The sequence below is a fragment of the Cellulomonas sp. Y8 genome (assembly GCF_008033115.1).
In the GTDB taxonomy this organism is placed as follows: Bacteria; Actinomycetota; Actinomycetes; order Actinomycetales; family Cellulomonadaceae; genus Cellulomonas.
Genome location: NZ_CP041203.1, coordinates 2,850,611 through 2,876,511, shown reverse-complemented (window position 1 = coordinate 2,876,511; position 25,901 = coordinate 2,850,611). Strand labels below are relative to the sequence as shown.

The 25,901-nt window shown below is 76.5% G+C and carries 15 protein-coding genes and 1 tRNA gene; 9 read left to right on the top strand and 7 right to left on the bottom strand.

What is annotated here, in order from left to right; genetic code table 11:
- Positions 1-54 precede the first annotated feature (54 nt).
- The 3 genes from FKM96_RS13075 to FKM96_RS13065 all read right to left on the bottom strand — a co-directional run bounded on the left by FKM96_RS13075 (position 55) and on the right by FKM96_RS13065 (position 3,615).
- Positions 55-879 (bottom strand): PRD domain-containing protein, encoded by an 825-nt coding sequence (locus FKM96_RS13075; protein WP_168216977.1) that lies wholly within the window; start codon positions 877-879, stop codon positions 55-57.
- Positions 880-1,128: 249 nt separating this feature from the next.
- Positions 1,129-3,294 carry a DEAD/DEAH box helicase gene (locus FKM96_RS13070; RefSeq protein WP_147795602.1) on the bottom strand — a complete coding sequence of 722 codons (2,166 nt, stop codon included), beginning with the start codon at positions 3,292-3,294 and terminating at the stop codon, positions 1,129-1,131.
- A 248-nt stretch (positions 3,295-3,542) separates the two neighbouring features.
- A tRNA-Arg gene (locus tag FKM96_RS13065) sits at positions 3,543-3,615 on the bottom strand.
- A 339-nt stretch (positions 3,616-3,954) separates the two neighbouring features.
- On the opposite strand from FKM96_RS13065, the gene FKM96_RS13060 reads away from it, so the two are divergent.
- The 3 genes from FKM96_RS13060 (at position 3,955) to FKM96_RS13050 (ending at position 8,240) form a co-directional block, all read left to right on the top strand.
- On the top strand, positions 3,955-4,848 hold the full coding sequence (locus tag FKM96_RS13060) for a ribokinase (protein WP_147795601.1): 894 nt from the start codon (positions 3,955-3,957) through the stop codon (positions 4,846-4,848).
- A 224-nt stretch (positions 4,849-5,072) separates the two neighbouring features.
- On the top strand, positions 5,073-5,447 hold the full coding sequence (locus FKM96_RS13055) for a hypothetical protein (RefSeq protein ID WP_147795600.1): 375 nt from the start codon (positions 5,073-5,075) through the stop codon (positions 5,445-5,447).
- A gap of 252 nt (positions 5,448-5,699) precedes the next feature.
- Positions 5,700-8,240 carry a metallophosphoesterase gene (locus tag FKM96_RS13050; RefSeq protein WP_210417267.1) on the top strand — a complete coding sequence of 847 codons (2,541 nt, stop codon included), beginning with the start codon at positions 5,700-5,702 and terminating at the stop codon, positions 8,238-8,240.
- Between the two features lie 88 nt (positions 8,241-8,328).
- Here FKM96_RS13050 and FKM96_RS13045 read toward each other — a convergent pair whose 3' ends face one another.
- Positions 8,329-9,651 carry a threonine/serine exporter ThrE family protein gene (locus FKM96_RS13045; protein WP_246854970.1) on the bottom strand — a complete coding sequence of 441 codons (1,323 nt, stop codon included), beginning with the start codon at positions 9,649-9,651 and terminating at the stop codon, positions 8,329-8,331.
- Positions 9,652-9,790: 139 nt separating this feature from the next.
- Here FKM96_RS13045 and FKM96_RS13040 point away from each other — a divergent pair, with 139 nt between their 5' ends.
- The 6 genes from FKM96_RS13040 to FKM96_RS13015 all read left to right on the top strand — a co-directional run bounded on the left by FKM96_RS13040 (position 9,791) and on the right by FKM96_RS13015 (position 17,964).
- Positions 9,791-11,368: an MFS transporter gene (locus tag FKM96_RS13040; protein ID WP_147795599.1), complete on the top strand. Its 1,578-nt coding sequence runs from the start codon at positions 9,791-9,793 to the stop codon at positions 11,366-11,368.
- Between the two features lie 41 nt (positions 11,369-11,409).
- Positions 11,410-12,486: an aminopeptidase P family protein gene (locus tag FKM96_RS13035; protein WP_147797109.1), complete on the top strand. Its 1,077-nt coding sequence runs from the start codon at positions 11,410-11,412 to the stop codon at positions 12,484-12,486.
- Between the two features lie 12 nt (positions 12,487-12,498).
- A complete protein-coding gene (locus tag FKM96_RS13030) occupies positions 12,499-13,842 on the top strand; it encodes a dipeptidase (protein WP_147795598.1) in 1,344 nt (447 codons plus the stop codon).
- Positions 13,843-14,007: 165 nt separating this feature from the next.
- Entirely contained in the window at positions 14,008-16,170 is a 2,163-nt protein-coding gene (locus FKM96_RS13025; protein WP_147795597.1) for an Ig-like domain-containing protein, read from the top strand.
- A 61-nt stretch (positions 16,171-16,231) separates the two neighbouring features.
- Positions 16,232-17,275, top strand: coding sequence for a LacI family DNA-binding transcriptional regulator (locus FKM96_RS13020; RefSeq protein ID WP_147795596.1), 1,044 nt, complete (start codon positions 16,232-16,234; stop codon positions 17,273-17,275).
- Positions 17,276-17,586: 311 nt separating this feature from the next.
- Complete coding sequence (locus FKM96_RS13015) at positions 17,587-17,964, top strand: hypothetical protein (protein ID WP_147795595.1); 378 nt, start codon at positions 17,587-17,589, stop codon at positions 17,962-17,964.
- A 180-nt stretch (positions 17,965-18,144) separates the two neighbouring features.
- Here FKM96_RS13015 and FKM96_RS13010 read toward each other — a convergent pair whose 3' ends face one another.
- Genes FKM96_RS13010 through FKM96_RS13000 form a run of 3 tightly spaced genes read right to left on the bottom strand, consistent with a single transcriptional unit; the run spans position 18,145 to position 25,873 of the window.
- Complete coding sequence (locus FKM96_RS13010; RefSeq protein WP_246854969.1) at positions 18,145-21,576, bottom strand: GH92 family glycosyl hydrolase; 3,432 nt, start codon at positions 21,574-21,576, stop codon at positions 18,145-18,147.
- Positions 21,573-22,808, bottom strand: a complete 1,236-nt coding sequence (locus tag FKM96_RS13005) for a glycosyl hydrolase (protein WP_147795594.1) — start codon at positions 22,806-22,808, stop codon at positions 21,573-21,575. Before FKM96_RS13005 ends, FKM96_RS13010 begins: the two co-directional genes overlap by 4 nt.
- Positions 22,805-25,873: a glycoside hydrolase family 38 C-terminal domain-containing protein gene (locus FKM96_RS13000; protein ID WP_147795593.1), complete on the bottom strand. Its 3,069-nt coding sequence runs from the start codon at positions 25,871-25,873 to the stop codon at positions 22,805-22,807. Before FKM96_RS13000 ends, FKM96_RS13005 begins: the two co-directional genes overlap by 4 nt.
- Positions 25,874-25,901: the final 28 nt, after the last annotated feature.

Here is a 25,901-nt window from a genome sequence, read left to right as displayed (position 1 = left end):
TCCTGAGCTGTCCCCGCGGGTCGCCGGAGGGGCGCCGCGGGGTGGGAGGGGGTGTCAGAGCAGGTTCGACAGGTGCAGACCGAGGTAGGTCCGCTCCTGCAGCGTCATGACGTGTCCGTGGCGCTCCTCGACGACCGCCGCCACCTTGTCGACGACCGCGAACGCCCGGGGCTGCTGCTCCACGAGGAACGCGTGCAGCGCGGGGTCACCGCCGTCCTCGACCTCGCCGTCGACGACCCGCTGCGCGAGGAAGCGCAGGTGGGTCGCGAACCGGAGGTAGGCGTGGCGCTCGTCGTCGTCCGCGATGGCCAGCTCCTCGCGCACGACGCCGAGGACGTCGCGCATGAACTCCATGAGCCGGGCGGTCTTCTCCGACGAGCCGCCGACCGTCGCGTTCACGAAGTGCAGCGCGATGTTCACGGCCTCGTCGTCGGTGAAGGTCACCCCGAGGTGCTTGTTGAGGATCATCACGGCCGACCGCGCGAAGAGGTACTCCTCGCGGTGGATCGTGCGGACCTCGACGGCCAGCGGGTTCGCGAGGGAGATCCCCTCCCGCACCCGCTGCACGGCGTAGACGAGGTGGTCCGCCAGGGACGCGAAGATGCCGTCGCCGAACTCACGGCCCAGCGACCGGCGGGCGACCGTGACGATGTCGGCCGTGACCTGGAGGATCTCCGGCGGCACCGTGCCCACGATCGAGGCGAGGTGGTTGCCCACGGCGTCGTCGCGGATCCGGAAGACCGACTCCACGCGCTTCTCGTCGATCGTGTCGCCGGGCTTGCCCTGGAAGCCGATGGCCTTCCCGACCACGATCACGTCGCGCCCGGCGGCGTCGACCGCGGACACGACGTTGTTGTTGAGGATGCGCCGCACCTTCACGCTGTACACCTTCGTTGCAGACCTGCTCTACCGGGGCCCTCTTTGGCCTCGGCGGTGGTGTTGCCTGCAAGAGCAGTGACAAGCCGAGCGGGACGCTAGCACCGGGATCTGTGCGAAAACAACAGACCTGGTCAGGATCACCCGGTCCCCGTGCCCGGGCCCGCGCCCGGGCCAGGCGGCGACTGGAACGTCGTGACCGACACGCCCACGGCGTGTCGGTCACGACGTTCCACTCCAGAAGCCCCGCCGTCAGGCCGCTGTGGCGCCGCCCTCCGCCGCCAGCGCGTCGGTCAGCAGCCCGACCAGCGCCTCGAGCTGCACGTCCGCGGCCGCCCCGTCCTCCACGTCGGCCCCGTCCAGCGCCCGCGCCGCGAGGCCGGACTTGCTGTCGATCAGCTCGGCGATCCGCGAGTCGACGGTCTGCGCCGCGATGACCCGCCACGCGGTGACCGGCTCGGACTGCCCGATGCGGTGGATGCGGTCGATCGCCTGGGTCTGCTCGGCGTCGGTCCACGACAGCTCGGCGAGCACGAGGTTCGACGCGACCTGCAGGTTCAGCCCCACGCCTGCGGCGGTGAGCGAGCAGACGACGATCTGGACCTCGGGGTCCTCGACGAAGGCCTTGACGTTCTTGTCGCGCTGCCGGGTGGTCTGGTCGCCGCGGATGGACGCGTACTTGATCCCGCGCTCCGCGAACGCCTGCTCGGCGTGGTCCATCACGTCGACGTGCTTGGCGAAGAACACCACCTTGCCGACGTTCCGGGCCAGCTGGGCGGCGTAGTCGGCGGCGGGCGCGGCCTTGGCCTGCCCGATCCGGCGGACCATCGCGAACACGTTGTCGCCCTTGGTCTTGCCGCTGGAGTCCTTCAGCTCCGCGGCGGCGACGCGCCGGGCGATCTCGTGGTCGTTCCCCAGGACCAGGCCGGACTCCCGCGCCTCGACCGCGCTGCGGAACCGCTGCATCAGCCGCTCGACCAGGGCGGCCTCGGCCTCGCGGATCGACCGGCCCGCGGCGCCGTCGAGCTCGACCAGCAGGTCGGCGACCCGGCGGGCCGGGATGTCGGCGACGACGTCGGCCTTGCGGCGGCGCACGATGCCCATGTCGACGACGCACTGCCGCGCGGCGGCGGAGAAGCCACGATCGGCGGGCGTGAGGCCGATCTCGTCCAGCGCGGTCATCAGGCGGCCGAGCGGCTTCTCGTCGTCGATCCAGCCGAGGTACTGCCAGATCGCGCGGAAGTCCTCGATGTCGTTGATCAGCGGGGTGCCGGTCAGCGCCATGAGCAGCGGGCGGGCCGCGCGCTCGCGGATCTTCTCGGCGATCGACAGCACGTGCTGCGAGCGCTGGGAGCGCTTGTTCTTGATGAAGTGCGCCTCGTCGACGACCATCCCGCGGAAGCCGTGCTCCCCCAGCCAGCCGACGTGTCGGTCGAGGATCTCGTAGTTCACGATCACGACGTCGGCGAACCCGTCGACCCGCTCCCCGTCGCCGTGCACGACCGTCGCGCGGCGCTCGGGGGTCCACAGGCCGACCTCGTGCGCCCAGTTCGTCTTCACGACGTTGGGGACGACGACCAGCAGCGGGTACGCGCCGGCCGTGCGCGCGGCGAGCAGGGCCTGCGCGGTCTTGCCGAGGCCGGGCTCGTCGGCGAGCAGGAACGTGCGGTGGCCCTCGGCGGCCGCGGTGACGACCTGCGCCTGGTGCGGCATGAGCTCACGGCCGGGCGGCGTCGGCACGTGCGCCGGCTCGGGCAGCGGCATGCAGGCGGGCACGCCGTCGCCGGACTGCTCGAACGACCGGAACAGCGGCTCGAGCAGCTCCCAGCCGGCCAGCCGGCGGGGCTTCGCCGCGACGCGCTCGGCGGCGGCCTCGAAATCGGGGGCCAGGAAGGGGTTCGCGAGCCGGCGGGAGATCACGGACTGCGGGACGACCTGGCGGTCGGCGCCCGGCGCGGGGGCGACCGGGCCGGGCGCCTCCTCGGGCTCCGGCTCGGCCGGGACGTCCATGCCGGCCGCGCGCTGGACGGTCGCCTTGTAGGCGCGGGCGGCGTCCGACACCTTGGCGTCGTCGGCGAGCAGCGCCAGCAGCGTGGTGTCCCGCGCGGCGATCCGGGCCAGCTGCGTGGCCACGCCGTCGAGTCGCTTCATCAGCTCGGTGCGCTTGGCCTGCGACAGCTCGCCGTCGGCCATCGCCCGCGCGCGCTCCTCGCGGACCAGCAGCGCCACGACCTGGAACTTCGTCCGGACGGCCGGCCGCACCGGCGGGCGCTGCACGGCGCCCTCGATCTCGCGCACCACCCCGGCGAGGACGGGGATCAGCCCCTGCTCGCTCGGGCGGGCGGTGCGGCGGCGCTGCCCGCCGGGGGCGGTGCTGCTGCCCCCGCGGGCGGGTCGGCGCTGGCCGGTTCGTGCCACTTCGTCTCCTTCGTGCCTGCGTGCCGCGGCGAGGGCACGCGGGCGTGGTGCCGTCGCCGCGCGGGTCCGGCGCGGACGCCGGGTGCGCGCGACGCGTCGCCGCGTGCGCCGCCCGCGGGCCCCGGGCTCGCGCCGGGGGCGGCGGGCGCCGGTGCTGCGGGCGCGCCGTGGGGCGTCCCCGCCTTGTCACGGCGGGGTGCCTCGGCGGACGACCGCGGGCCGCTGGCGGCGCACGCGGACGTCCGTTGTGCGCCTGGGCAGATTCGAACTGCCGACACCCGCTTTAGGAGAGCGGTGCTCTATCCACTGAGCTACAGGCGCGCCGCCGGGACCCTCGGGCCGGCCGGCCGGCCGCCGTCCCGTCGTCGGTTCGACGGGGCGGACGCGCCCACCTTACCGGGGCGCGGCGCGGTGGCGCTCCGGGCGCGCGGGGTGATCGGCCTCCGCGGGGCGGGCGCGGGGAGCTCCGGGGTGGGACCGGCCCGGCCGTCCGTCCGGATTCCCACCCGGTTCTCGCGCCGCACCCTGATCCATCGGGGGGCGTCGCGAGAATCCGCGGGGGATCCGAGCGGGGCGCCGGCCGTCCGCCGCCCACGGGCGGGCGCGGAGGGGCAGGATGGGCGGCAGGCACCCGGGACCGCAGCGTGGGGGGAGACGGACGTGGCGCGAGACGTCGTCGTCGTGGGGTCGGTCAACGCGGACCTCATCGTGCAGGTCGAGCGCCACCCGCACCCCGGGGAGACCCTGCTCGGGCACACTTCGAGCGTCCTGCCCGGCGGCAAGGGCGCCAACCAAGCGGTGGCGGCCGCGCGGCTCGGCGCCGAGGTGGCGCTGGTCGCCGCGGTCGGCGACGACGTGAACGCCGGGATCGCCCTCGCCGGTCTGCGCGACGCGGGCGTGGACCTGGACCACGTGACCGCGGTCGACGCGCCCACCGGCCTCGCCGTCGTGACCCTGGCGGACGACGCGGAGAACACCATCGTCGTGGTCCCGGGTGCCAACGCGTCCGTCTCCCCGCGGCTCGTGGACGCCGCGGCCGACCTGATCGCCGGGGCGCGCGTGTGCGTCGTGCAGGCCGAGATCCCGCTCGCCACCGTCGCGCACGTCGCCCGGGTCGCCGCCGCGGGCGGCACCCGGCTGCTGCTGAACGTCGCCCCCGCCGCCGAGCTCCCGACCGAGACGGTGCGCGCCGCCGACCCGCTGGTGGTCAACGAGCACGAGGCGGCGATCCTGCTCGGCCGGCGCGACCGGGAGCCCGCGGACGCCGCCGCCGAGCTCGCGGCGCTGGGCGTGCGGTCGGTCGTCGTGACGCTCGGGGCGGGCGGGGTCGTCGGCATCGAGGACGGCGAGGCGTGGTCGCTGCCGGCGCGGCGGGTCGACGCGCTCGACACGACCGGCGCGGGCGACGCGTTCGTCGGGGCACTCGCCGCGGGGATCGCGGACGGGCTGCCGGTCCGGCAGGCGGCGGCGCTGGCGACGCGGGTGGCCGCGGCGTCGGTGACCCGGCTCGGCGCGCAGCCGTCCTACCCGTGGCAGGGCGACGACCTGCCCTGACCGGCGCGGGCCGCTCCCCCGCCCGCGTCGAGCGCGGTGGTTCCTGCCGAGCGCGGTGGTTCTCGTCGAGGGCGGTGGCAGGAAGTCCCGCGCTCGACGGGAACGGCCGCGCTCGGGCGCTCAGGACGGGTTCGAGACGGCGCGGGCGCTGCGCGGGCGGAGGGCGCAGCGCGCGCGGGCCGGGCGCAGCGCGGGCCGGATCGACGCGCCGCTATCGTCGTCCGGTGCCCGAGACCCCCGACGCGCCCGGCCCCGACGGCGACGTCCCCGGGCTCACGGCCTGCGGGCTGTGCGCGGGCGAGACGCTCGGCGTCGACGACCCGCTGCCCGGCGGCCAGCTGGCCCGCCTGCGCGCGCTGGCGGCCCGCGGCGCCGCCCGGCTGACCGAGGTCGACTGCCTCGACGCGTGCGAGCGCGGCGACGTGGTCGTCGCGCGCCCGACCGGGGCGGCCCGGCGCGCGGGCGCGGGTCCGGCGTGGTTCGAGCGGCTGTGCGGCGACGCCGACACCGCCGCCCTGGAGGCGTGGCTCCGCGCGGGCGGCCCGGGCGGGGGCGCGCTGCCGTCGCCCCTGCCCGAGCGCGTGATCCGTCGCGGCTGACCGCGCACCGCCGCCGCCCACCCCGCGCACAGCCCGCCCTCAGCCACCGTTTCACCCGCGGGCCACGCACGGGTCCGCCGGACGTCACGCGGAGTTCAGAACCGCTGGCCACGGTGGTGCGGCGCGGCCGGACCGGCGCGCCCACCCCCACCCACCGGAGACCCTCCCGTGCGACCTCACCCTGCCCCGACGCCCCCGCGCGCGTCGCGGCGCGCCCCTGCCCGCGCCCTCGCGACGCTCGCCGCCGCAGCCGTGGCCGGCACCCTGCTCGCCGCCGCCCCGCCGGCCGCGAGCGCCGCCGTCCCGGCCGCGGCGTCGGACGAGCCCGGCTCGCGCTTCACGCTCGCCGTGCTGCCGGACACGCAGTTCTACTCGCGGTACTCGGCGGACCAGTTCCTCCCCCGCTACGGCACGGACCCGTTCCGCGAGCAGACGCGGTTCCTCGTGGAGCACGCCGACGAGCTCAACATCCCGTTCGTGGCGCACCTCGGCGACGTCGTCGACCGCGTCGGGCAGACCGGGGAGTGGCAGGCGGCCGACACGGCGATGCGGACGCTCGAGCAGGGCGGGCTGCCCTACTCGATCCTCCCGGGGAACCACGACGTCCGGAACTCGGACGACACCCTGGACGACACCGACTACGACCCCGCGAACGAGCCGTTCCTGCAGTACTTCGGTCCCGCGCGCGCGGCTACCCAGGCGACCTACGGCGGCAGCGACCCGACCGGGCTGAGCCAGTACCACGTCTTCGAGGCCGAGGGTCAGGAGTTCATGGTGCTCGCGCTCGCCTGGCGGGTGTCGGACCAGACGATGCAGTGGGCGAAGGACACCATGGCGGCGCACCCCGACGTCCCCGTCATCCTGACCACGCACTCGCTGCTCAACATCGGCCCCGACCAGACCTCGCCGCGCGACACGGAGTACGGCGAGGAGCTCTGGGACAAGCTGATCCGCAGCAGCGACCAGATCTTCCTCACGTTCAACGGCCACTTCCACGGCGCGACCCAGCAGACCCGCACCAACGACTTCGGGCACTCGGTCACGAACGTGCTGATCGACTACCAGATGGCCTACGAGGGCGGGAACGGCTACCTCGGCCTGGTCGAGTTCGACCTCGCGCACGACACCGTGACGATGCAGACGGCGTCGCCGTGGGTCACCGCCAAGCCGCAGGAGACCCTGACGAGCTACGACCAGCCGTTCCTGGACGGTCCGAACCAGCGGTTCACGCTCGACCTCGACTTCTCGGAGCGGTTCGGCGGCTTCGACCCCGACTTCGGCCCCGGCGCGGGCGTCTGGCCGTCGCTGACCCAGCGGGCGCGCGACGTGCTGCTCGACGGCTTCGTCGGCCCCGACCCCGTCACCACGGAGCTGCCCGGCAACGCGCTCGACTTCGCGGAGGCGGAGGGCACCGTCGCGCACTGGCGCATGAACGACCTCCCCACCGGCGTGCTGCCCGAGGGCGGCACGATCCCCGACGTCGCGGCGGGCAACGACCTGACCCGCGCGACGATCGCCGGCTCCGGCTCGGCGACGGCGCAGGCCGGCGACGTGACGATCGTCCGGGACGACGTGCACGGCTACTCGTCCGACGGCGCCGCGGTGTGCTTCGCGAACTCGTCGGCGGCCCGGTTCAGCTACCTGACCACGGCCTCCGACGCGCCCGTGAACGCCGAGACGTTCCCGGAGGGCTACACGATCGAGACGTTCCTCCAGCTCGACCCGTCCTGGGACGCGGGGGTGAACGGCTGGTCGAAGGCCGTCGTCCGCTCGGGCGACCGCTCGCAGCTCCCCGGCATGCCCTGGTCGCAGTGGGACTACACCGCGTCCCCGGTCGCGCTCGGCATCTCGAACCTGCGCGAGTTCCAGTTCACCGAGGTCCCGATCGCCACGACCAAGGGCGACCGCACCGCGTGGTCCGGCGAGATCATGGTCGACAGCTGGTCGCACGTCGCGATCGTCAACGACCCGGCGTCGTCCACGACCACGATGTACATCGACGGCGCGCCGGTGCTGCGCAACGCCACCGACACGCTCGGCCACTCGGTCCAGGCGGACATGCCCTGGCTGCTCGGGTCGGACTGGGTCGACGGCGCGGCGCGCAACGGCTGGAACGGCTGCATCGGCGAGACCCGCGTGATCGACCGGCCCACCGGCCCGGCGGAGTGGCTGACGCAGCGCGCCGACCTCACCGGCCTGGCCGTCACCGACGCGCCCGCCGGCGACCTCCCGGCCGGGGCGCAGGTCACCTCGCTGTCCGGCACCGGGTTCCCCGGCGCCGTGGTGCGGGTCGCCGACGTCGCGACGGCGGGCGGCGCCGAGCTCCGGACCGCCGCGCTGGCCGCGGCGGCCGCGGCGCCGGCCTCGCTCGCCGGCGAGACCGTGGTCGGCGCGGACGGCCGGTGGACGCTCGCGTACGCCGGGGCGCTGCCCGCGGGCCGCTACGCCGGCTCCGTCGTGCAGGCGCTCGGCGCGCGCGAGTCCGCGCCGGTCGGCGTGGCGTTCGCCGTCTCGGCGGCGCCGGCACCGGGCGCGCCCGACCCGGTGGACCCGCCGGTCGGCGGCGGCACCGGCGGTGGTACCGGCGCCGGCACGGGCGCGGGGGCCGGGACCGGCACCGGCACCGGCACCGGCACCGGCACCGGCAGCACGTCCGCCGGCGGCCGCGGGGCGCTCGCGACCACGGGCGCCGAGGTGTCCGCCGCCGTCGCGGCCGCGCTCGCCCTGCTGGCGCTCGGCGCGGGCGGTGTGGCGCTGCGGCGCCGGTCGGTGCGCGAGGCGCACGAGGACTGAGCTCCGCTCGGGCCGGGCGCGGTGGTGCGGGCCGGGGGCGGCGGCTGCGGCTGCCGCACCCGGCCCGCGCCGCACCCGGCACCCGCCGTCACAGCCCCCGCCACCCCCCGGTCGCCCGGCCGACGCGCTCCGACACCGCACTCCCCACCAGCACCCCCGCGGCGATCGCCACGATCGTCAGCAGCGCGTTGAGGAAGTCCCCCAGCCCGGCGGCGGCGTCGGCCCCGACGATCTCGGTCACCCCCTCCAGCCCCAGCGCCCCGGGCACGAGCAGCCAGAACGCCGGCAGGAACGTCACCGGCACCGGTGGCCCGCTGGGCCGCTGCTGGATCGCGTACGCCACCGGCAGCACCACGACCCCGGCGGCGAACGACGCCCCGAGCGGGTTCAGCACCAGCCCTGCCCCGGCCTGCACCCCGTACGCGACGCCGAGCACGGCCAGCAGCCACGGCAGCGAGCGCGGCGGCACCGCGGACGACAGGAACACCCCGAGCCCGAACACCGCCACCCCGACCCACGGCGCCCACGCCCCCAGCGGCGCCTCCGCCTGCGGCGGCGGCCCCGGCAGCCCGGCGAACTCCACCCCGAGCGCGATGCCGAACGTCAGCAGCAGCAGCCGCTCGAGCCCGTAGACCAGCCGCGCCGAGCCCGACAGCATCGACCCGGACGCCAGCTCGATGGTCGCCATCGTCAGCGCGGCCCCGGGCAGCATCGTCACGAGAGTCGGGATCACGATGTCGAGGGGCGCGGACCCGAGCACGGGCTCGGAGAGCCGGAACACCAGCCAGGTGACCACGCCGGCGGTCAGCATCGGCAGCACGACCGCGACCGCGTGCGACCGCTCGCCCCACAGCGTCAGCACACCGACCAGCACGCCGAGCACCAGGTACGCGGGCAGGGCCGACGCCGTGGGGTTGAGCAGCAGCCCCAGGCCGAGCACCATCACGCTCGTCCCGGCGACCCGCAGCCAGGCCGGCAGCCGCGGGCGCGTGCTGAGCAGCGCCTGCAGCCGACCGACGGCCTCAGCGACGCCGAGCTTCGCGTGCCGGATGTCGTCGATCAGCCGGTACAGCGCGTCGACCTGGTCCAGCCGCAGCGAGGCGTTGGGTGCGGGCGCGAAGTCGACGCGGGTGGAGTCGCCGGCCACGATCCGGACGAACACGCCGGTCGGGAGCACGAAGAACCGCACCCCCGACGCCGCGTAGACGGCCGCGACGTCGTCGAGGATCGCGGTCACCCGGTCCGCGGCGTCGCCGGCCCGCTGCATCGCGACGCCCAGCCGCCGCAGCAGGTCGAGCACGGCCTCGGGCGGCTGCTCGGGGACCCGCGGCGCCTCGGCGGGCAGCGGCGACAGGCGCCGGGCCAGGGCGGCCCTCGCCCGTGCGAGCCCTCGACGCCCCGGGTCGGCCACCTGACCAGGATGTCGACGACCGCCGGTGGAGCGCTCACCCCCGCGGGGTGATCGGCGGCGGGGTCCGGCGGCCTACGGTCGAGCCAGCGAGCCACCGGGCCGCCGCAGGGGCGCGGCCCGCCGGACGTGGGGGTCGACGATGAGCGGTGCGACGGCGGGGACCGCCGGGGCGGGCACGACGGCACGGGGCGCGCGGAGCGTGCTCATCGCGACCTGCCTGTCCACGCTGGTGGTGAACGCGAACACCTCGGCGGTCAGCATCCTGCTCCCGGCGATCAGCGCCGACACCGGGACCTCCGTCGACACCCTGCAGTGGGCCGTCACCGGCTACTCGCTGGTCGGCGCGGCCGTCATCATCACGGCCGGGTCGCTGGGCGACGTCTTCGGGCGCAAGCGGGTGTTCCAGCTCGGCCTGCTGCTGTTCGTGCTGTCCTGCGTGCTCATCGCGCTCTCCCAGGACGGCACCGGGGTGATCGTCGGCCGGCTGATCCAGGGCGCCGCGGGGTCGACGATCCTGGCGTGCGGGCTGAGCCTGCTGTCGGTGGCGAGCGACGGCGAGGACCAGCTGCGGTCGGTGTCGCTCTGGGGTGCCGCCGCGGCGGTCGGGGCGGCCGCGGGGCCGCTGCTCGGCGGGGTGCTGGTCGACCTGACCGGGTGGCAGGGGCTGTCCTGGATCGACGCGGGGGTGGGCGTCGTCTGCATGGTCCTGACGTACCTCACCGTCGCCGAGTCGAAGGACCCGAACCGCCCCCGCACCATCGACTACCTCGGCACCGTCCTGATCGCGCTGACGCTGGCAGCCCTGATCCTCGGCGTGAGCAAGAGCGGCGACTGGGGCTGGCTGTCCGCGGCGACGATCGGCTGCCTCGCGGTCAGCGTGGTCGCCGGCTGGCTGTTCGTCGTGGTCGAGAAGCGGGTGGCGGTGCCGCTGCTCGACCTGGCGCTGCTGCGGAACCGGATCCTGGTCGGCGCGACGCTGGCGATCCTCATCGGCGCGGGCACGATCAACGGCCTGATGTACCTGCTCAGCCTGTACTTCCAGGACCCGGCCGCGCTCGGGTTCTCGTCCTTCCAGGCCGGCCTCGCGACCCTGCCCGCGACCGTGGGCCTCGTGGTCGTCGCGCCGCTGGTGCCCCGGATGACGAAGCGGGTCGGCGGCCGGCAGGTGATCGGCGTCGGGTTCCTGCTGACGACGGCCGGGTTCGTGATCGTCGGGTTCGTCCAGGCCGGCTGGGGGTACGGGGCGTTCCTGCTGCCGCTGCTCGCGATCGCGGTCGGCATGGGCCTGTCGAACGGGCCGTCGTCGTCCGCCGCGACCGCCGTGGTCCCCGAGGAGCAGGTGGGCGCCGCGTCCGGCGTGTCCAACATGGCCCGGTATGTCGGCGCCGCGGTGGCGACCGCGATCGCGGCCACCGTGTACGCGTCGGTGGGAGCGGACCGCACCTCCGCCGGCGCGTCGCCCTCCGACGCGCTCGCGTCCGGTCTCGCCGCCGCGGCGTGGGTCATGGCGGTGCTGAGCGCGCTCGGCATCCTGCTCGCGGTCGTCGCGATCCGGCGGCACCGCGCGGCGCAGGGCACCGTGCAGGACGCGGCAGCGGCCGCCGCGGCGCACCTCATCACCATCCCGACCTCGGCCGCCGGGGCGGCGTCCCGGCCCGCGGCCGGCCCCGCCGTCGGCGACCGCCCCGCGCCCACCTCCCCGGGAGACCCCTCGTGACCGACCCCGCCCCGTTCACCCGCGACGACTACGCCGCCCGCATGGCCCGGGTCGTCGCCGACGCCGGCGCGGCCGGCCTGGACGGCGTGCTCGTCACCCCCGGCCCCGACCTGGTGTGGCTCACCGGCTACCAGCCGACCGCGATCACCGAGCGGCTGACCCTGCTCGCGCTCACCGCCGACCGCGAGCCGACGCTGGTGGTGCCGGCCCTGGAGCGCCCCGACGCGGAGGGCGCCGCGGGGACGGCCGCCACGGCGGTCGTCGACTGGTCGGACGGCAGCGACCCGTACGCGGCCGCGAGCGCCGTGCTCCGCCCCGGCGCGCGGTACGCCGTGTCCGACAGCGCGTGGGCGCTGCACCTGCTCGGGCTGCAGGCCGCGCTGCCCGGGACCGGCTTCCACGCCGTCACCGAACGGCTGCCGATGCTGCGCGCGGTCAAGGACGCCGACGAGCTCGCGCGCCTCGCCGCCGCGGGGGCCGCCGCGGACGCGACCTACGAGGAGATCGTGCACGTGCGGTTCGCGGGCCGCCGGGAGACGGACGTCGCCGCCGACCTCGCCGACCTGCTGCGGCAGCACGGGCACGAGCAGGTCGACTTCACGGTCGTCGGGTCCGGGCCCAACGGGGCGAACCCGCACCACGAGGCCGGCTCCCGGGTCGTCGAGGACGGCGACTGCGTGGTGCTCGACTTCGGCGGGCTGCTCGCCGGCTACGGCTCGGACACCAGCCGGACCGTCAGCGTCGGCGAGCCGTCCGCGGAGGTCCGCGAGGTGCACGAGCTGGTCCGGCTCGCGCAGCAGGCCGGGGTCGACGCGGTGCGGCCGGGGGTCGCGTGCCAGGAGATCGACCGGGCGGCGCGCGCCGTGATCGCGGACGCCGGGTACGGGGAGCGGTTCATCCACCGCACCGGGCACGGCATCGGGGTCACGACGCACGAGCCGCCCTACATGGTGGAGGGCGAGGAGCTGCCGCTCGTCCCGGGGATGTGCTTCTCCGTCGAGCCCGGGGTCTACCTGCCGGGCCGGTTCGGCGTGCGGATCGAGGACATCGTGACCGTCACCGCCGACGGCGTGCGGCGGCTGAACACGACGACGCGGGAGCTCCGCGTCGTGGAGTGAGGGGAGCACGACGTGGACCTGAGCGAGCGGGTGGCCGAGCAGATGCCGCGCGTCCGAGAGGAGCTCGCCGCCCTGGTGGCGATCCCCTCGGTCGCCGACCCGCGGCAGTTCCCGCCCGAGGCGTGCGCGGAGGCGGCGCGGTGGGTGGCGGACGCGTTCCGCGAGGTCGGGTTCGCGGACGTCGCGCTGCACCGCACCGCCGACGGCAGCGACGCCGTCGTCGGCTCGCGGCCGGCGGCGGACCCGGGTGCGCCGACCGTGCTGCTGTACGCCCACTACGACGTGCAGCCGCCGCTCGACGACGCCGCCTGGCGGACGCCGCCGTTCGAGCTGACCGAGGTCGGCGGGCGCTGGTACGGCCGCGGCGCCGCGGACTGCAAGGGCAACATCCTCATGCACCTGGCGGCACTCCGGGCGCTCGGCGACGACGTCCCGGTGAACCTGCGGCTGGTGGTCGAGGGGTCCGAGGAGCAGGGCACCGGCGGGCTCGAGGACTTCGTCCCGGGGAACGCCGACCTGCTGCGCGCGGACGCCGTGCTGGTCTGCGACACCGGGAACGCCGCCGTGGGGGTGCCCGCCGTGACCGTCAGCCTGCGCGGCATGGTCAACGTCGTGGTGCGGGTCGACGCGCTGCCGACCGAGCTGCACTCGGGGATGTTCGGCGGTCCGGCGCCGGACGCGCTGGCGGCGCTGGTCGCCGTCCTCGCGTCCCTGCGCGCCCCGGACGGCGACACCACCGTGCGGGGCCTCGACCACGCCCAGACCTGGGGCGGCGCGCCCTACGACCCGGACACGTTCCGCGCCGACGCCCAGGTCCGGCCGGGCGAGGCGCTGCTCGGCTCCGGGACCGTCTCGGACATGCTCTGGGCCCGGCCCGCGCTGACCGTGCTCGGCATCGACTGCCCGCCGGTCGTCGGGTCGACGGCCGCGATCGTGCCGCGCGCCGCGGCCCGGCTGAACCTGCGCATCCCGCCGGGGACCGCGCCGGCCGACGCGCTCGCGGCGCTCACCGCGCACATCACCGAGGCGGCGCCGTGGGGGGTCGCGGTGTCGGTGGACGTCGAGGCGACGGGGTCGCCGTTCCGGGCCGCGACCGACGGGCCCGCGTACGACGCGATGCGCTCGGCGATGCGGGAGGCGTTCGGGCGGGACATGGTGCTGCTCGGGCAGGGCGGGTCGATCCCGCTGTGCACGGTCTTCGCGTCGACGTACCCGGACGCGGAGATCCTGCTGATGGGGGTCGAGGAGCCGCAGGCGCTCATCCACGCGCCGAACGAGAGCGTGGATCCGGCGGAGATCGAGCGGCTGGCGACGGCGGAGGCGCTGTTCCTGACCCGGTACGCAGGGCAGGGCTAGCCGAGGGGTGACCGAGGTCCCTGGCGCGGGCCGCCTGCGTCCGATAGGGGGAAGCCCCTGCTCACGGGTGCACCCGCCGACGTACGGTGACCGCACCCCCGCACGCCGCCGCGACCCGCCCGGGTCGACCCGCGGCCTGCGACGACCCCGAACGGGACCCGCCGCATGCGCCGCACCCCCGCCGCCGTGACCCTCGCGCTCGCCCTCGTGGCCGCGCCCGTCCTCGCCGCCTCCCCCGCCGCGGCCGCGCCGCCGACCGCCACGATCCGGGTCGAGACGACGAGGCTGAAGGCCGGTGACACGTCGGTCGTGACGTTCACGTTCTCCGAGCCGGTCGAGGGGTTCGACCGGGACGACCTGGCCGTGTCCCGGGGGACGCTCTCCGTCCCGACCACCTCGGACGGCCAGGTATTCACCGCGGTGCTCACCCCCCAGGACGGGGTCACGTCCTCCGGCGTCGTGGTGCTCGACAACGCCGGGGTCACCGACACCCAGGGCACCCCGGGGAGCGGCACCACCACGTCGAACACCTTCGACGTCGACACCGCACGACCCACCGCGACGGTCTCCGTCAGCCAGAGCTCGTTCCGTTCCGGGACCACGGGAACCGTCACCCTGACGTTCTCCGAGGCGGTCATCGACGTGACCACCGCGGCTCTCACGGTCGATGCCGGCACCGTGTCCTGGCTCGCCAGCACCGACGGCGGCCTGACGTGGACCGCGACGCTCACCCCCGCCGGCGACACCGAGATGTTCGGGGCCGTGGTGACGCTGAACCTGGCCCTCGTCCACGACGCGGCGGGGAACACCGGCCAGGGGACCGCGTCCTCCGCGGCCTACGCCGTCGACACCCGCCGACCGACGGCGACGGTCGGCCTCAGCACGACGACGCTGGGCATCGACGGATCCGCGACGCTCACCACGGTCTTCTCCGAGCCGGTCCTCGGGTTCGACCTCGGCGACGTCACCGTGCGCGGCGGCACGGTGGGCGCCCTGACCACGGCCGACAACATCACCTGGACCGCGACGTTCGTCCCGGCCGCCGGGACGAACGTCAGCGGCCAGGTCGTCACCGTCGACCTGGCGGGTGTCATGGACCAGGCGGGCAACGTCGGCTCGGGCACCGTCGACTCGCCCGCCTACACGGTCGACAGCGTGCGGCCGGTCGGGACCGTCAGCGCCGACCGGGCCGTCGTCCGCGCGGGCGAGACGGCCACCGTGACGATGACGTTCTCCGAGCCCGTCCGCGGGGCGGGCGGCGCCGGCCCCGGGCTGTCGCTGGTCGCGGGCGGCGGCACGCTCACTGCGCCGACCTCCTCGGACGGGGGCCTGACCTGGACGGCGACGTTCACGCCCGACGCGGCCGCGCGCACCACCGCCGACCTGGTCCTGGACCTGACGACGGTCGTCGACGTGGCGGGCAACGCCGGCACCGGGAGCGCGGTCGGCCCGTCGCTCACCGTGCGGACGACGCGCCCGACCGCGACCGTCTCCGTCTCCGAGCCGGTGCTGACCACCACCACCGACGCCGTCCTCACGCTGACGTTCTCGGAGCCGGTCTCCGTCGGCCTGTGGCGGGCCCTCAGCACGCCCGGCGCCTCCGTGCCCGTGCTGACCTCGTCCGACGGCGGGGTCACCTGGACCGGCCGGCTCACGGGCGCGGCCGGCACCGAGTCCGGGCCCGCGGCGGTCACGCTCGACCTCGCGCAGCTCGTGAGCGACGACGGCGACGCCGGGGTGGGCACGGCCACGTCGGGGGCGTACACGGTGGACACCGTCCGGCCGACGGCGACGCTCGCGCTCGCGGCGACCCGGGTGACCGGGCCGACGACGCTGACGATCACGTTCTCGGAGCCCGTGCCGACCCTCGCGCTGACCGACCTGGTCGCCGACGCGGGCACGCTGTCCGGCCTGGCGACCGCCGACGGCGGGCTGACCTGGACCGCGACCTACACGCCGGACGCCGGCGCGCGGGTGGGGGCGGCCACGATCCGACTGGCGCTGGCGGGGGTGACGGACCTGGCGGGGAACGCCGGGGTCGCCGCGGCGCTGTCGGTGCCGTTCGCCGTCGAGGCGCCGGCCGCGCCCGGGACGCCCGTGCCCGCGGTGCCGCTCCCCGGGGCTCCGGTCGTGCCCGGCGTACCCGCCGCCGTCCCGCCGGCGGGTACGGCCGTCACGGCCCCGGTCGTCGCGGCCCCGGCCCGGACCCTCCCGCGCACGGGGTCCGAGGCCGGCGCGGCGCTCGCCGTCGCCGCGGGCCTGCTGCTCGCCGGTGCCGCCGCCGTCGGCGCCCGCGGCCTCGCCCGGTCGCGTCGCGGACGGGCGTGACGGTCCCGCCGGCCGCCCCCTAGAGTCCGCAGACAGCACCACTGCGGCGGGAGGACCACCGATGGCCAGGACGCGGCGCCCGAGCACCCGGCCTGCCCGGACGACGATCGCCGACATCGCCCGGCACGCCGGGGTCTCCCCCACCGCGGTGTCGTTCGCCCTGAACGACCGCCCCGGCCTCAGCGACGAGACCCGGCAGCGCATCCTCGACGCCGTCGCCGAGCTGAACTGGCGCCCGAGCATCGCGGCCCGCGCGCTGACCGGGATGCGGTCCGACACCGTCGGCCTCGTCGTCGCCCGGCCGGCGCGCACGCTCGGCATCGAGCCGTTCTTCGCCCAGCTGACCTCGGGTCTGCAGGCCCGGCTGTCGACGCACGTGGTGGCGCTGCACCAGCTCGTCGTCGAGGACGTCGCCGCGGAGCTCGAGGTGTACCACCGGTGGGCCGCGGAGCAGCGGGTCGACGGCCTCGTGCTGGTGGACCTGGAGCAGGGCGACCCCCGGCCCGAGGCAGTCCGCGGCCTCGGTGTCCCCGCCGTCGTGCTCGGCGGGACCGGCGAGCCCGGGCCGCTCCCCGCGGTGTGGGTCGACGACTACGCGGCGATGGCGCAGATCGCCGAGCACCTCGCCGGCCTCGGCCACCGGCGGATCGGGCACGTCGGCGGCATCCCGGCGTACGAGCACTCGGTCCGGCGGGTCGCCGCCCTGCACGACGCCTCGGGCCGGCTCGGGATCACGGTCGACCACGAGGACACCGACTACTCGGAGCGCGCCAGCGCGGCCGCGACCCGACTGCTGCTGGACCGCCCCGAGCCGCCGACGGCGATCGTCTACGACTCCGACGTCGCCGCGCTGGCCGGCCTCGGCGTCGCGTCGACGCTCGGGGTGCGGGTGCCGGACGACCTGTCGGTCGTGTCGTTCGACGACTCCGAGCTGGCCCGCCTCGTGCACCCGGCGCTCACGGCGCTGAGCCGGGACACCCACGCCCTCGGGATGCTGGTCGCCGACACGCTGCTGGACGTCGTCGCCGGCCGGGAGGTCCCGCCAGTGGTGGTCGCGCCCGGCCCGGTGCTCACGCCGCGGGCGAGCACCGCGGCACCCCGCTGAGCGCGACTCATCGGTCTCTTGTGCCGCGGCGGCGGACGCGAGACGTGGTTCTCGCACGTGCGCGACGTGCTCCGCGCGCCGGCGGCGGTCGAGCCCGGGACGATCGCCGTCGAGCACGGGACCGTCGCGCCGGGCGGTGCGCAGGCCGTTATGGGCCGGGGGTTCGTGCCCGGCGAGGAGGTCGCGCTGACGGTGACCGGGCCGGGGCGGGTGGCACGGCGGCCGACGGCACGGCTGCCGACGGTACGGCGGCGGACGGCACGAGGGCGGAGGCCACGGGGTCCGACGGCACGCCGGCGGACCTCGCGACGGTGACCGCCGACCCGGACGGGGCGTTCCGGCTCGGGTACGGGGTCCCGGCCGACGCCGTGCCCGGTGCGTACACGGTGACCGCGACCGGAGCCGGGGGCGCGGCGCGCGCCGCGTACACCGTGTACGCCGCCCCGGTGCCGGACCCCGACCCGGGCGACAGCGTCCCCGGACCGGGTGACGGCGTGCTCGACCCGGGCGGCGAGGCCGCCGGTGCCGGCGTCGCGCCCGGCGACGGCCCCGCCGCCTCGGGCGCCGACCCGGCCGGTCGGCTCGCGCGCACGGGCATCCCGGCGGGTGCGTGGCTCGGCGCCGCCGCCGCGCTGATCGCCGCGGGGACGACACTCCTGCGCCGAGCCCGCCGCCCCGAAACGGCCTGACGGCCGGATCCCGCGGATCTCGGCCGGACCTCGCCGAGATCGGTGCTTCTCCCCGAGATCGGTGGTTGCACGCACCGATCTCGAGCGAAGGCACCGATCTCGGCGCCCGCAGGCGTGGCACCGATCTCGGCGCCCGCAGGCGTGGCGGCGGACTCGCCGCGGCCGCCAGGCCCGGTCGGGTCAGCGGTGCGGAGCCACCAGGAGCTCCAGCTGGGCCAGGTGGCCCGGCGGTCCGACGACGACCAGGCGGACCTCGCCGAGCGGCGTCGGGGAGTCGAGCACGAACGGGCGGAGCTGTCCCGGCCACGGGAACTCCTCCCCGGTGCGCTCGTCGAGCACGCGCCACGTGCCGGACGACGCGTCGCGGGCCTCCAGCCGCCACGCCGTCGGCGCGAGGGCGCCGTCGGCCGCCGATGTCAGCGTGTAGGCGACCAGCGGCGCGCCGCTCGCGGCAGCGGAGACCCCGGACGGCCCGGTCCCGGGGGTCGGGGGGTCCCCCTGCTCCGGGGTCCCCGGCGACCACGTCAGCGCACCCTCCCCGTCCAGCACCGCGGCCAGGTCGACCGCCGACCCGAGGTCGTCGTCGCTCAGCCCGGGGACCGCCCCACCCGCACCACGCCACGGCCCCCCGCCGTCGGCCGGCGCCGTCGCATCGCGCCACGGCGCGGGCACCCGGGTGGCGCCGGGCCACCCCGCACCCCAGCGCGTCGGCTCCGGACCGGTCGTGAACCGCAGGGTCGTCCCGCCGAGCAGGTCGCCGTGCGCGACCCACGGCTCCGTCACCGCCCGGCCCCCGACCGTCAGGCCGTGCACGTACGGGGTCTGCCGCCCGGCGTCCGGTGCCTCGACCACGAGGTCGCCCGACGGGTGGTGCACGACGGCCCGGCGGAACAGGGGCGTCCCGATCGCCCACCGGTCGGTGCCGGCCTGCAGCGGATACAGCCCGAGCGCGGACAGCACGTACCAGGCGGACATCTCGCCGTTGTCCTCGTCGCCGTGGTAGCCCTGCCCGATCTCGCTGCCGGTCCACAGCCGGTCCAGGACCTCCCGCACCACCTCCTGCGTCCGGTCCGGCCGACCCGCCGCGAGCCACACGTAGGGGATGTGGTGCGAGACCTGGTTGCTCTGCCCGAGCTGCCCCAGCCGGACGTCGCGCGCCTCCACCATCTCGTGGATCGTCTGACCGTAGCCCCCGGGGCGGTCCGCGCGCTCGGGGGTCGCGAAGAACCGGTCCAGCACGGCGGCGAGCCCGTCGGGGCCGCCGTGCGCCGCCGCGAGGCCCGCCGGGTCGTGCGGGGCGTGGAACGCGAAGTTCCACGCGTCGGACTCGGTGTAGTCGCCGCCCCAGTCCCGGGGGTCGAAGCCGGCCGGGTCGGCGAACGCCCCGGACCGGTCCCGAGCGCGGAAGAAGCCGGTGGCCGGGTCGAGCAGGTGGACGTAGCCCGCGCCGCGCTGCGCGAGGTACGCCGCCTCGTCGGCGAGCGCGCGACGGCGAACGGCAGGCGTGCGCGGGTCCTCGGCGAGGCGGCGCGCCATGCCCGCGAGCGCCGCGTCGTTCACGCAGCCCTCCAGGTGCCAGGAGACGCTCTCCTCGACGTCGCCCGGCACGTACCCGTGCACCAGCGCGTGCGCCTGACCCTTGCGGCCGACCCCGGGTCCGGTGGGCAGCGCGGTGGCGTTCCGCAGCCCGGCGTCGTAGGTGCCGAGCGGGTCGCGCAGGCCGACGCCGCGCGCGTGCAGGTCGGCGAACGCGACGTCCGAGGAGGTGCCGGTCATCAGGTCCGCGTACCCCGGGGACGACCAGCGGGCGACCCAGCCGCCCTCCCGGTGCTGCTGCACGAACCCGTCGGCCAGCTCGGCCGCGATCTCCGGGTGCAGCAGCGCGTACGCCGGCCAGCAGGTGCGGTAGGTGTCCCAGAAGCCGTGGTCGACGTACACCCGGCCGGGCAGGACGGCGGCGCCGGTGTGCTCGGCGGTCGACGACCCGGCGGGCACGGCGACCGGCGACGCGTGCCACGGGTCCGGCGCGCCGGGTCGGCCCGCGTCCTCCCACTGCGACGACGGGTAGAGGTTGAGCCGGTACAGGCCGCCGTACAGCGTCGCGCGCTGCGCCTCGGTCGCACCCTCGACCTCCACGACCGCGAGCCGCCGCTCCCACGCCGCCCGCGCCTCCTCCTCGACCTCGGCGAACGTCCGGTCGGCCAGCTCGAGCCCCCACGTGTGCCAGGCCTGGTCGAGGCCGATGAACGACGTGGCCACGCGGAGCTCCACCACGGGGTCGTCGCCGAGGTCGAACGTCGCCGCCCGCGCGCGCGGCCGGTCGCCCGCGGCCGGGCGCACCGTGCGCGGGGCGCGCGAGAACCGGCCGACGACGTACATCCGGCTGCGGCCCACGGACAGCCCGCTGCCGGTCTCGACCCAGCCGGTGAGGGCGCCGTCCGGGTCGACCGCCACGTCGAGCGGCCCGTCCGGTCCGGCGCCCTCGGTGCTCACCGCGTCGAGGAGCACGTGCCCCGTCGTCGACCCGGGCGGGAAGGCGAACCGCAGGACGCCGCCGTGGTCGGTCGGCGTCACGTCCGCCCGGAGCCCGCCGTCCAGCGCGACGCCGTAGTGGTGCGGGCGGGCGAGCTCGTCGTCGTGGTCGAAGGCCGCCGCCCGGGCGGGGAGCGACGCGTCCGGCTCCCGGTCGCCGGCCACCGGGTGGAACGCGACCTGGTTCCGGTCGCCCATCCAGGGGCTCGGCTGGTGCGACACCGCGACGCCGTGCAGGCGCGGTCGGTTGTCGGGACCGTTGTGCCCGGCCCACGAGTAGAGCCACCGGTCGGTGGCGCCGTCGGTCAGCGGGGTCCAGGAGACGAAGCCGTTCGGGACCGAGGTCGCCGGGAAGGTGTTGCCCCGCGAGTAGGCGCCGCTGGAGTGCGAGCCCCGCCGGGTGTCCACCTCGTCGACGAGGCCGCGCCGCGCCGGCTCGGCCCGGACGCCCAGGGCGACGTGGTCGAGCCACGCCTCGGCCGGGCCGGCACCGTGGCCGTGCGCGGCCACCGTGACCGCGAGCGCCCGGACCCGCCGTCCGGCGAGCGCACCGAGCGCGACGCGGACCAGGTTCCAGTGGTCCGGGAGCAGGATCCGGGCGCTCCCCTGACCGCCCGCCGACGCAGGAGCGCCGTGCTGGTCGGTGAGCGGGTGCACGTCGGACCAGGTCCCGTCGTCCAGCTGCGCGGCGACGGCGACGGCGGTGGACCGGTAGGAGAGGTCGGCGTCGAGCACGGGGCAGACCGCCCAGCGCAGCTCGGTGCCTGCCTCGACCTCGACGTCGAGCCCGTCGAGCAGCACCCGCCGGCGCGGCGCCTCGGCGGTCCCGCCGCCGTCGACGCCGACCCGGAGCGCCCGGGTCCCCGTGAGGCCGACGCCGGGCCGGCCCGCGGGGACGTGCGCCGGGCCCGGCCCGATCTCGACGCGGAGCCCATCGCCGGGCACGACCTCGTCTGCGGGCAGCGGGTCCCCGGCGGCGAAGTCCGTCCCCGCGTCCACCCGCGCCAGCGCGTACCCGTGCCCGGCGTCGCCGCACGGCGCGGCCGGACGGTCCGGCCCGAGCCCGGTCCGCGCCGTCACGCCGGCCCTTCCTCGACCACCGCGACGGCCCCCTCGGGCACCGCGATCCGCGGCGGCACCCCGGCGACCGCACCGTCCAGCCACGCCGCGAAGAACGGCGACCCCGGTGCCGTGTCCGAGCGGCGCACGAGGCCGTCCACGCTCGGCACCGTCAGCACGTCGCGCGCCGCGGGGGCGCGCGCCGCGGCCGGGACCCCGGACTCCCGCAGCCCCGCGACGGTCTCGGCGACCGCCCGCCCGAGGGGCTTCACCCGGCGCTCGGCGTCGAGCAGGCCCAGGGTGTACTCCAGCTCGGGGAAGTCGGCGAGCGACCGGTCCACGTCGTGCGAGCACCACCACGTCACGCCCCACAGCATGTCGTGCTCCGCGGCGCGCCGCACGGTCTGCTCGGCGAACCCGGCGATCCGGTCCGCCCCGAGGTGCGGCAGGGGCGCCCCCACCTCCTGGAGCCAGGTCGCGCGACCGGGCGGGCCCCAGGCGGCGGCGAGCTCCAGGAGGTACCGCGCGAACCAGTCGTGCGCGGGGTGCTCGGGCGGGTAGTGCGCGGCGACCCCGGTGAACACCCAGGAGTGCACGGTGGTGACGTCGCCGATCCCGACGGCGTGCGCGGGCGTCACCGCGCTGTCGTCCACGAACCACACGTCGTCGTCGAACGAGTGCGCGTGCATCCGGCCGGGCGCGGAGCCCGCGGCGGCGGCGAGCAGCCGGCCGAGCCACGCCCCGGCGGTCGCGGGGTCGAGCGGCTGCGGATCGGGGTGCCGTCGCTTGGCGAACTGGTTCGTCTCGTTCCCGACGGTCAGCCCGAGGAACGCCGGGTGCCCGGCCAGCGCGCCGCCGAGCGCCCGGACCAGCCGTTCCTGCGCGTCGACCACGTCGGGGTCCGTGAACAGCCCGCGCCGGTGCCAGGACAGCAGCCAGGCCGGCAGGAAGTCGTACGACGACAGGTGCCCCTGCAGCACGTCCACGCTCGCGTCGAGGCCCGCGGCGGCGGCCGCGTCGACGACCGCGACCACGTCGGCGACCGCGCGCGCCCGGATCATCGTCCGGTTCGGCTGCAGGACCTCCCACAGCGGGAGCACCCGGACGTGGTCCAGGCCCAGCGCGGCGATCGAGTCCAGGTCCCGCCGCACCTCGTCCAGGTCGAGGTCGTGCCAGGAGTGGAACCAGCCGCGGCTCGGGGTGTAGTTCGCGCCGAACCGCAGGCCCCCGGCGCCGGCGCTCCCCGCCGTCACGGCGCCGCCACCCGCAACGTGACGACCTGGAACGGCCGCAGCGCGAGGGCGAGCGGCCCGGCCGTCCCGTCCCGCCCCAGCAGCGCCGCCGGCTCGCCGAGCGGCCGCTCCAGCAGGTCGCACTCCCGGACCACGCCCGCCGGCAGCGCCAGCCGGGCGCCCCCGCGGCGCCCCTCGGCCTCGTAGAGCCGGACGACCACGTCGCCGGAGCGGTCGTCGGCCAGCTTCACCGCGGACAGGACGGCGGACCCCTCCGCCACGCGCGCCAGCGGCTCGACCACGCCCTCGGCCCCCGCGGTGACGGAAGCCGCGCCCGGCGCCGGGCGCAGCGGCAGGCTGAGCCCCCACCCCTCGCGCACCGCGTCCCGGACCTCGGCGCCCGGCGCGATCGCGTACGCGAACTCGTGCCGGCCCCGGTCGGTGTCCGGCTGCGGGAACTGAGGCCCCCGCACGAGCGACAGCCGGACCGTCGTCGTCGTGCCGCCCCCGTCCCGGGCCTCGCGCCGCACGTCGTGGCCGTAGGTGTCGCGGTTGACGACCGCGACGCCGTACCCCGGCTCCGCGACGTGCACGAACCGGTGCGCGACCACCTCGAACCGCATCGCGTCCCACGAGGTGTTCTCGTGCACCGCACGGCGGTGGTGGCCGAACTGGGTCTCGAACGCCGCGTCGAGCGCGTGCACGTCCAGCGGCACGGCGACCTTCAGCAGCCGCTCCCGCTCCTGCCAGTCGACCTCGGTGCGCAGGTCGACCCGCCGCGCGCCCGACCGCAGGGTGACGTCCTGCACGACGGTCGAGGCGCCGAACGACCGCCGCACCCGCACGGTCGCCGTGTCCGGCCCGTCGAGCACCTCCACCGCGTCGGCCGTCGTCAGGTCCTCGACGACGTTCCGGTAGTACCGGTCGACGTCCCACGCGTCCCACATCACCGGGAAGTCCGGGTGCACCTGGAGCAGGTTGGCTCGGGCGCCGGGCGGCAGCACCTCGCGGTCCGCGACCAGGTCCCGCAGGCCCGCGACCAGGCCGTCGGCGTCGACCTCGACCCGCAGCAGCCCGTTGTCGAGCACGGTGCCGCCGCCGGGCACGGGCGCCACCGCGACGGCGCCCCGCTCGACCGCGGGGCCGGCGCCGAGGGCGGGCACGCCCGCGCGGTCGTGCGGCGCGGCGTTGAACGCGAGCGCGTCGCCCGCCCCCGCCGCGGCCGCCAGCGCGCCGGTCGCCCGGTCCACCAGTGCCGTCAGCCGGTCCCGCATCGCCGCGTACTGCTCCGCCGCCTCCCGGTGCACCCACCCGATCGAGGTGCCCGGCAGGATGTCGTGGAACTGCAGCAGCAGGTGCTGCTTCCAGATCGCGTCCAGCTCCTCGTACGGGTAGTCGACCAGCCCGCGGGCCGCGGCGGTGGCGGACCACAGCTCGGCCTCGAACAGCAGGTGCTCGCCCCGGCGGTTTCCCTGCTTGGTCGCGACCTGCGAGGTGAACGTGCCCCGGTGCAGCTCCAGGTACAGCTCGCCGACCCAGACGGGGGCGTCCGGGTACTCCGCCTCCGCGGCCTCGAAGAACGCGGTCGGCGCCTCGACGGCGACCCGCGGCGACCCCTCGAGGTCCGCGGTGCGCCGGGCGCGGGCCAGCATCTCGCGCGTCGGCCCGCCGCCGCCGTCGCCCCAGCCGAAGGGGGCGAGCGACCGGGTCGCCCGACCCTTGTCCCGGAAGTTCCGCGACGCGTGCGCGAGCTGGGTGCCGGACAGCTCGGCGGCGTAGGTGTCGATCGGCGGGAAGTGCGTGAACACCCGGCTGCCGTCGATCCCCTCCCAGCGGAACGTGTGGTGCGGGAACGGGTTGACCTGGTTCCAGGAGATCTTCTGGGTGAGGAACCACCGGGACCCCGACAGGTGGATGAGCTGCGGCAGCGCGGGCGAGTAGCCGAACGAGTCCGGCAGCCACACCTCGCGGGTCTCGATGCCGAAGGTGTCCAGGAAGTAGCGCTTGCCGTGCACCAGCTGCCGCGCCAGCGCCTCCGAGCCCGGCATGTTGGTGTCCGACTCGACCCACATGCCGCCCACCGGGACGAACCGGCCGCCCTCGACGTGCTCCCGGACCCGCGCGAACACCTCGGGCCGGTGCTCCTCGATCCAGGCGAACTGCTGCGCCGAGGACATCGCGAACACCAGGTCCGGGTCCTCGTCCAGCAGGTTCACGACGTTCGACGCGGTGCGCGCCACCTTGCGGACCGTCTCCCGCACCGGCCAGAGCCAGGCGGAGTCGATGTGCGCGTGCCCGACCGCGGAGATCCGGTGCGCGGACGCGGCGGCCGGCCGGGACGCCACCTCCACCAGCTCCCCGCGCGCCGCGGCCGCGGTGCCGGCGACGTCGGCGAGGTCCAGCGCGTCCAGCGACCGCTCCAGCGCGCGCAGCACCTCGTGCCGCCGCGGGTCGCCGACCGCGAGCTCGCGCGCCAGCTGGTCCAGCACCTCCAGGTCCTGCACCAGCTCCCAGACGTCCTGCTCGACCACGCACACGTCGGCCCGCGCCAGCCGGTAGAGCGGGGCGTCACCGGCGGTCGCCTTCTCCCCCAGCGTCGTCGGCCGGAACGGGTCGTAGCCGAGGATCAGCGGGTTCGCCGCGGCCTCGACGAAGAGGTCGACCGCGTCCTCGTCGACCGGCACCCAGACGTTGCGGGGGTTGAGCCCCTTCACCACCGACCCGTCCGGGCGGTAGACCAGGCCCTCGGCCTGGAAGCCCGGCGAGTGGTCCTCCCACCCGAGGTCGACCACGAGCTCGACCCGGTGACCGGCCGCCTCCGCGGGCACGGTGCCGGTCAGGTGGAACCAGGTGGTGCCCCACGCCGGCCCCCACGGGTCGCCGACGCGGAACGGGCGGTAGTCGACGTCGGCCCCGCGCCCCGGGCCGGGAAGGGCGTGCGCCGGCTCGACCGGCTCCCCCTGGCCGCCGGCGACGTGCCAGGCCTCGACGTCGAGGGGGCCGACCGTGCGGAAGACGGCGGGGCGGAGACGGTGGGCGAGGACGCGCTCGAGGCGCCCCTCGACGAGGGTGCGGTCGTCGTGCACTGGGGTGGTCCTTCCGGGGTGGAGCGGG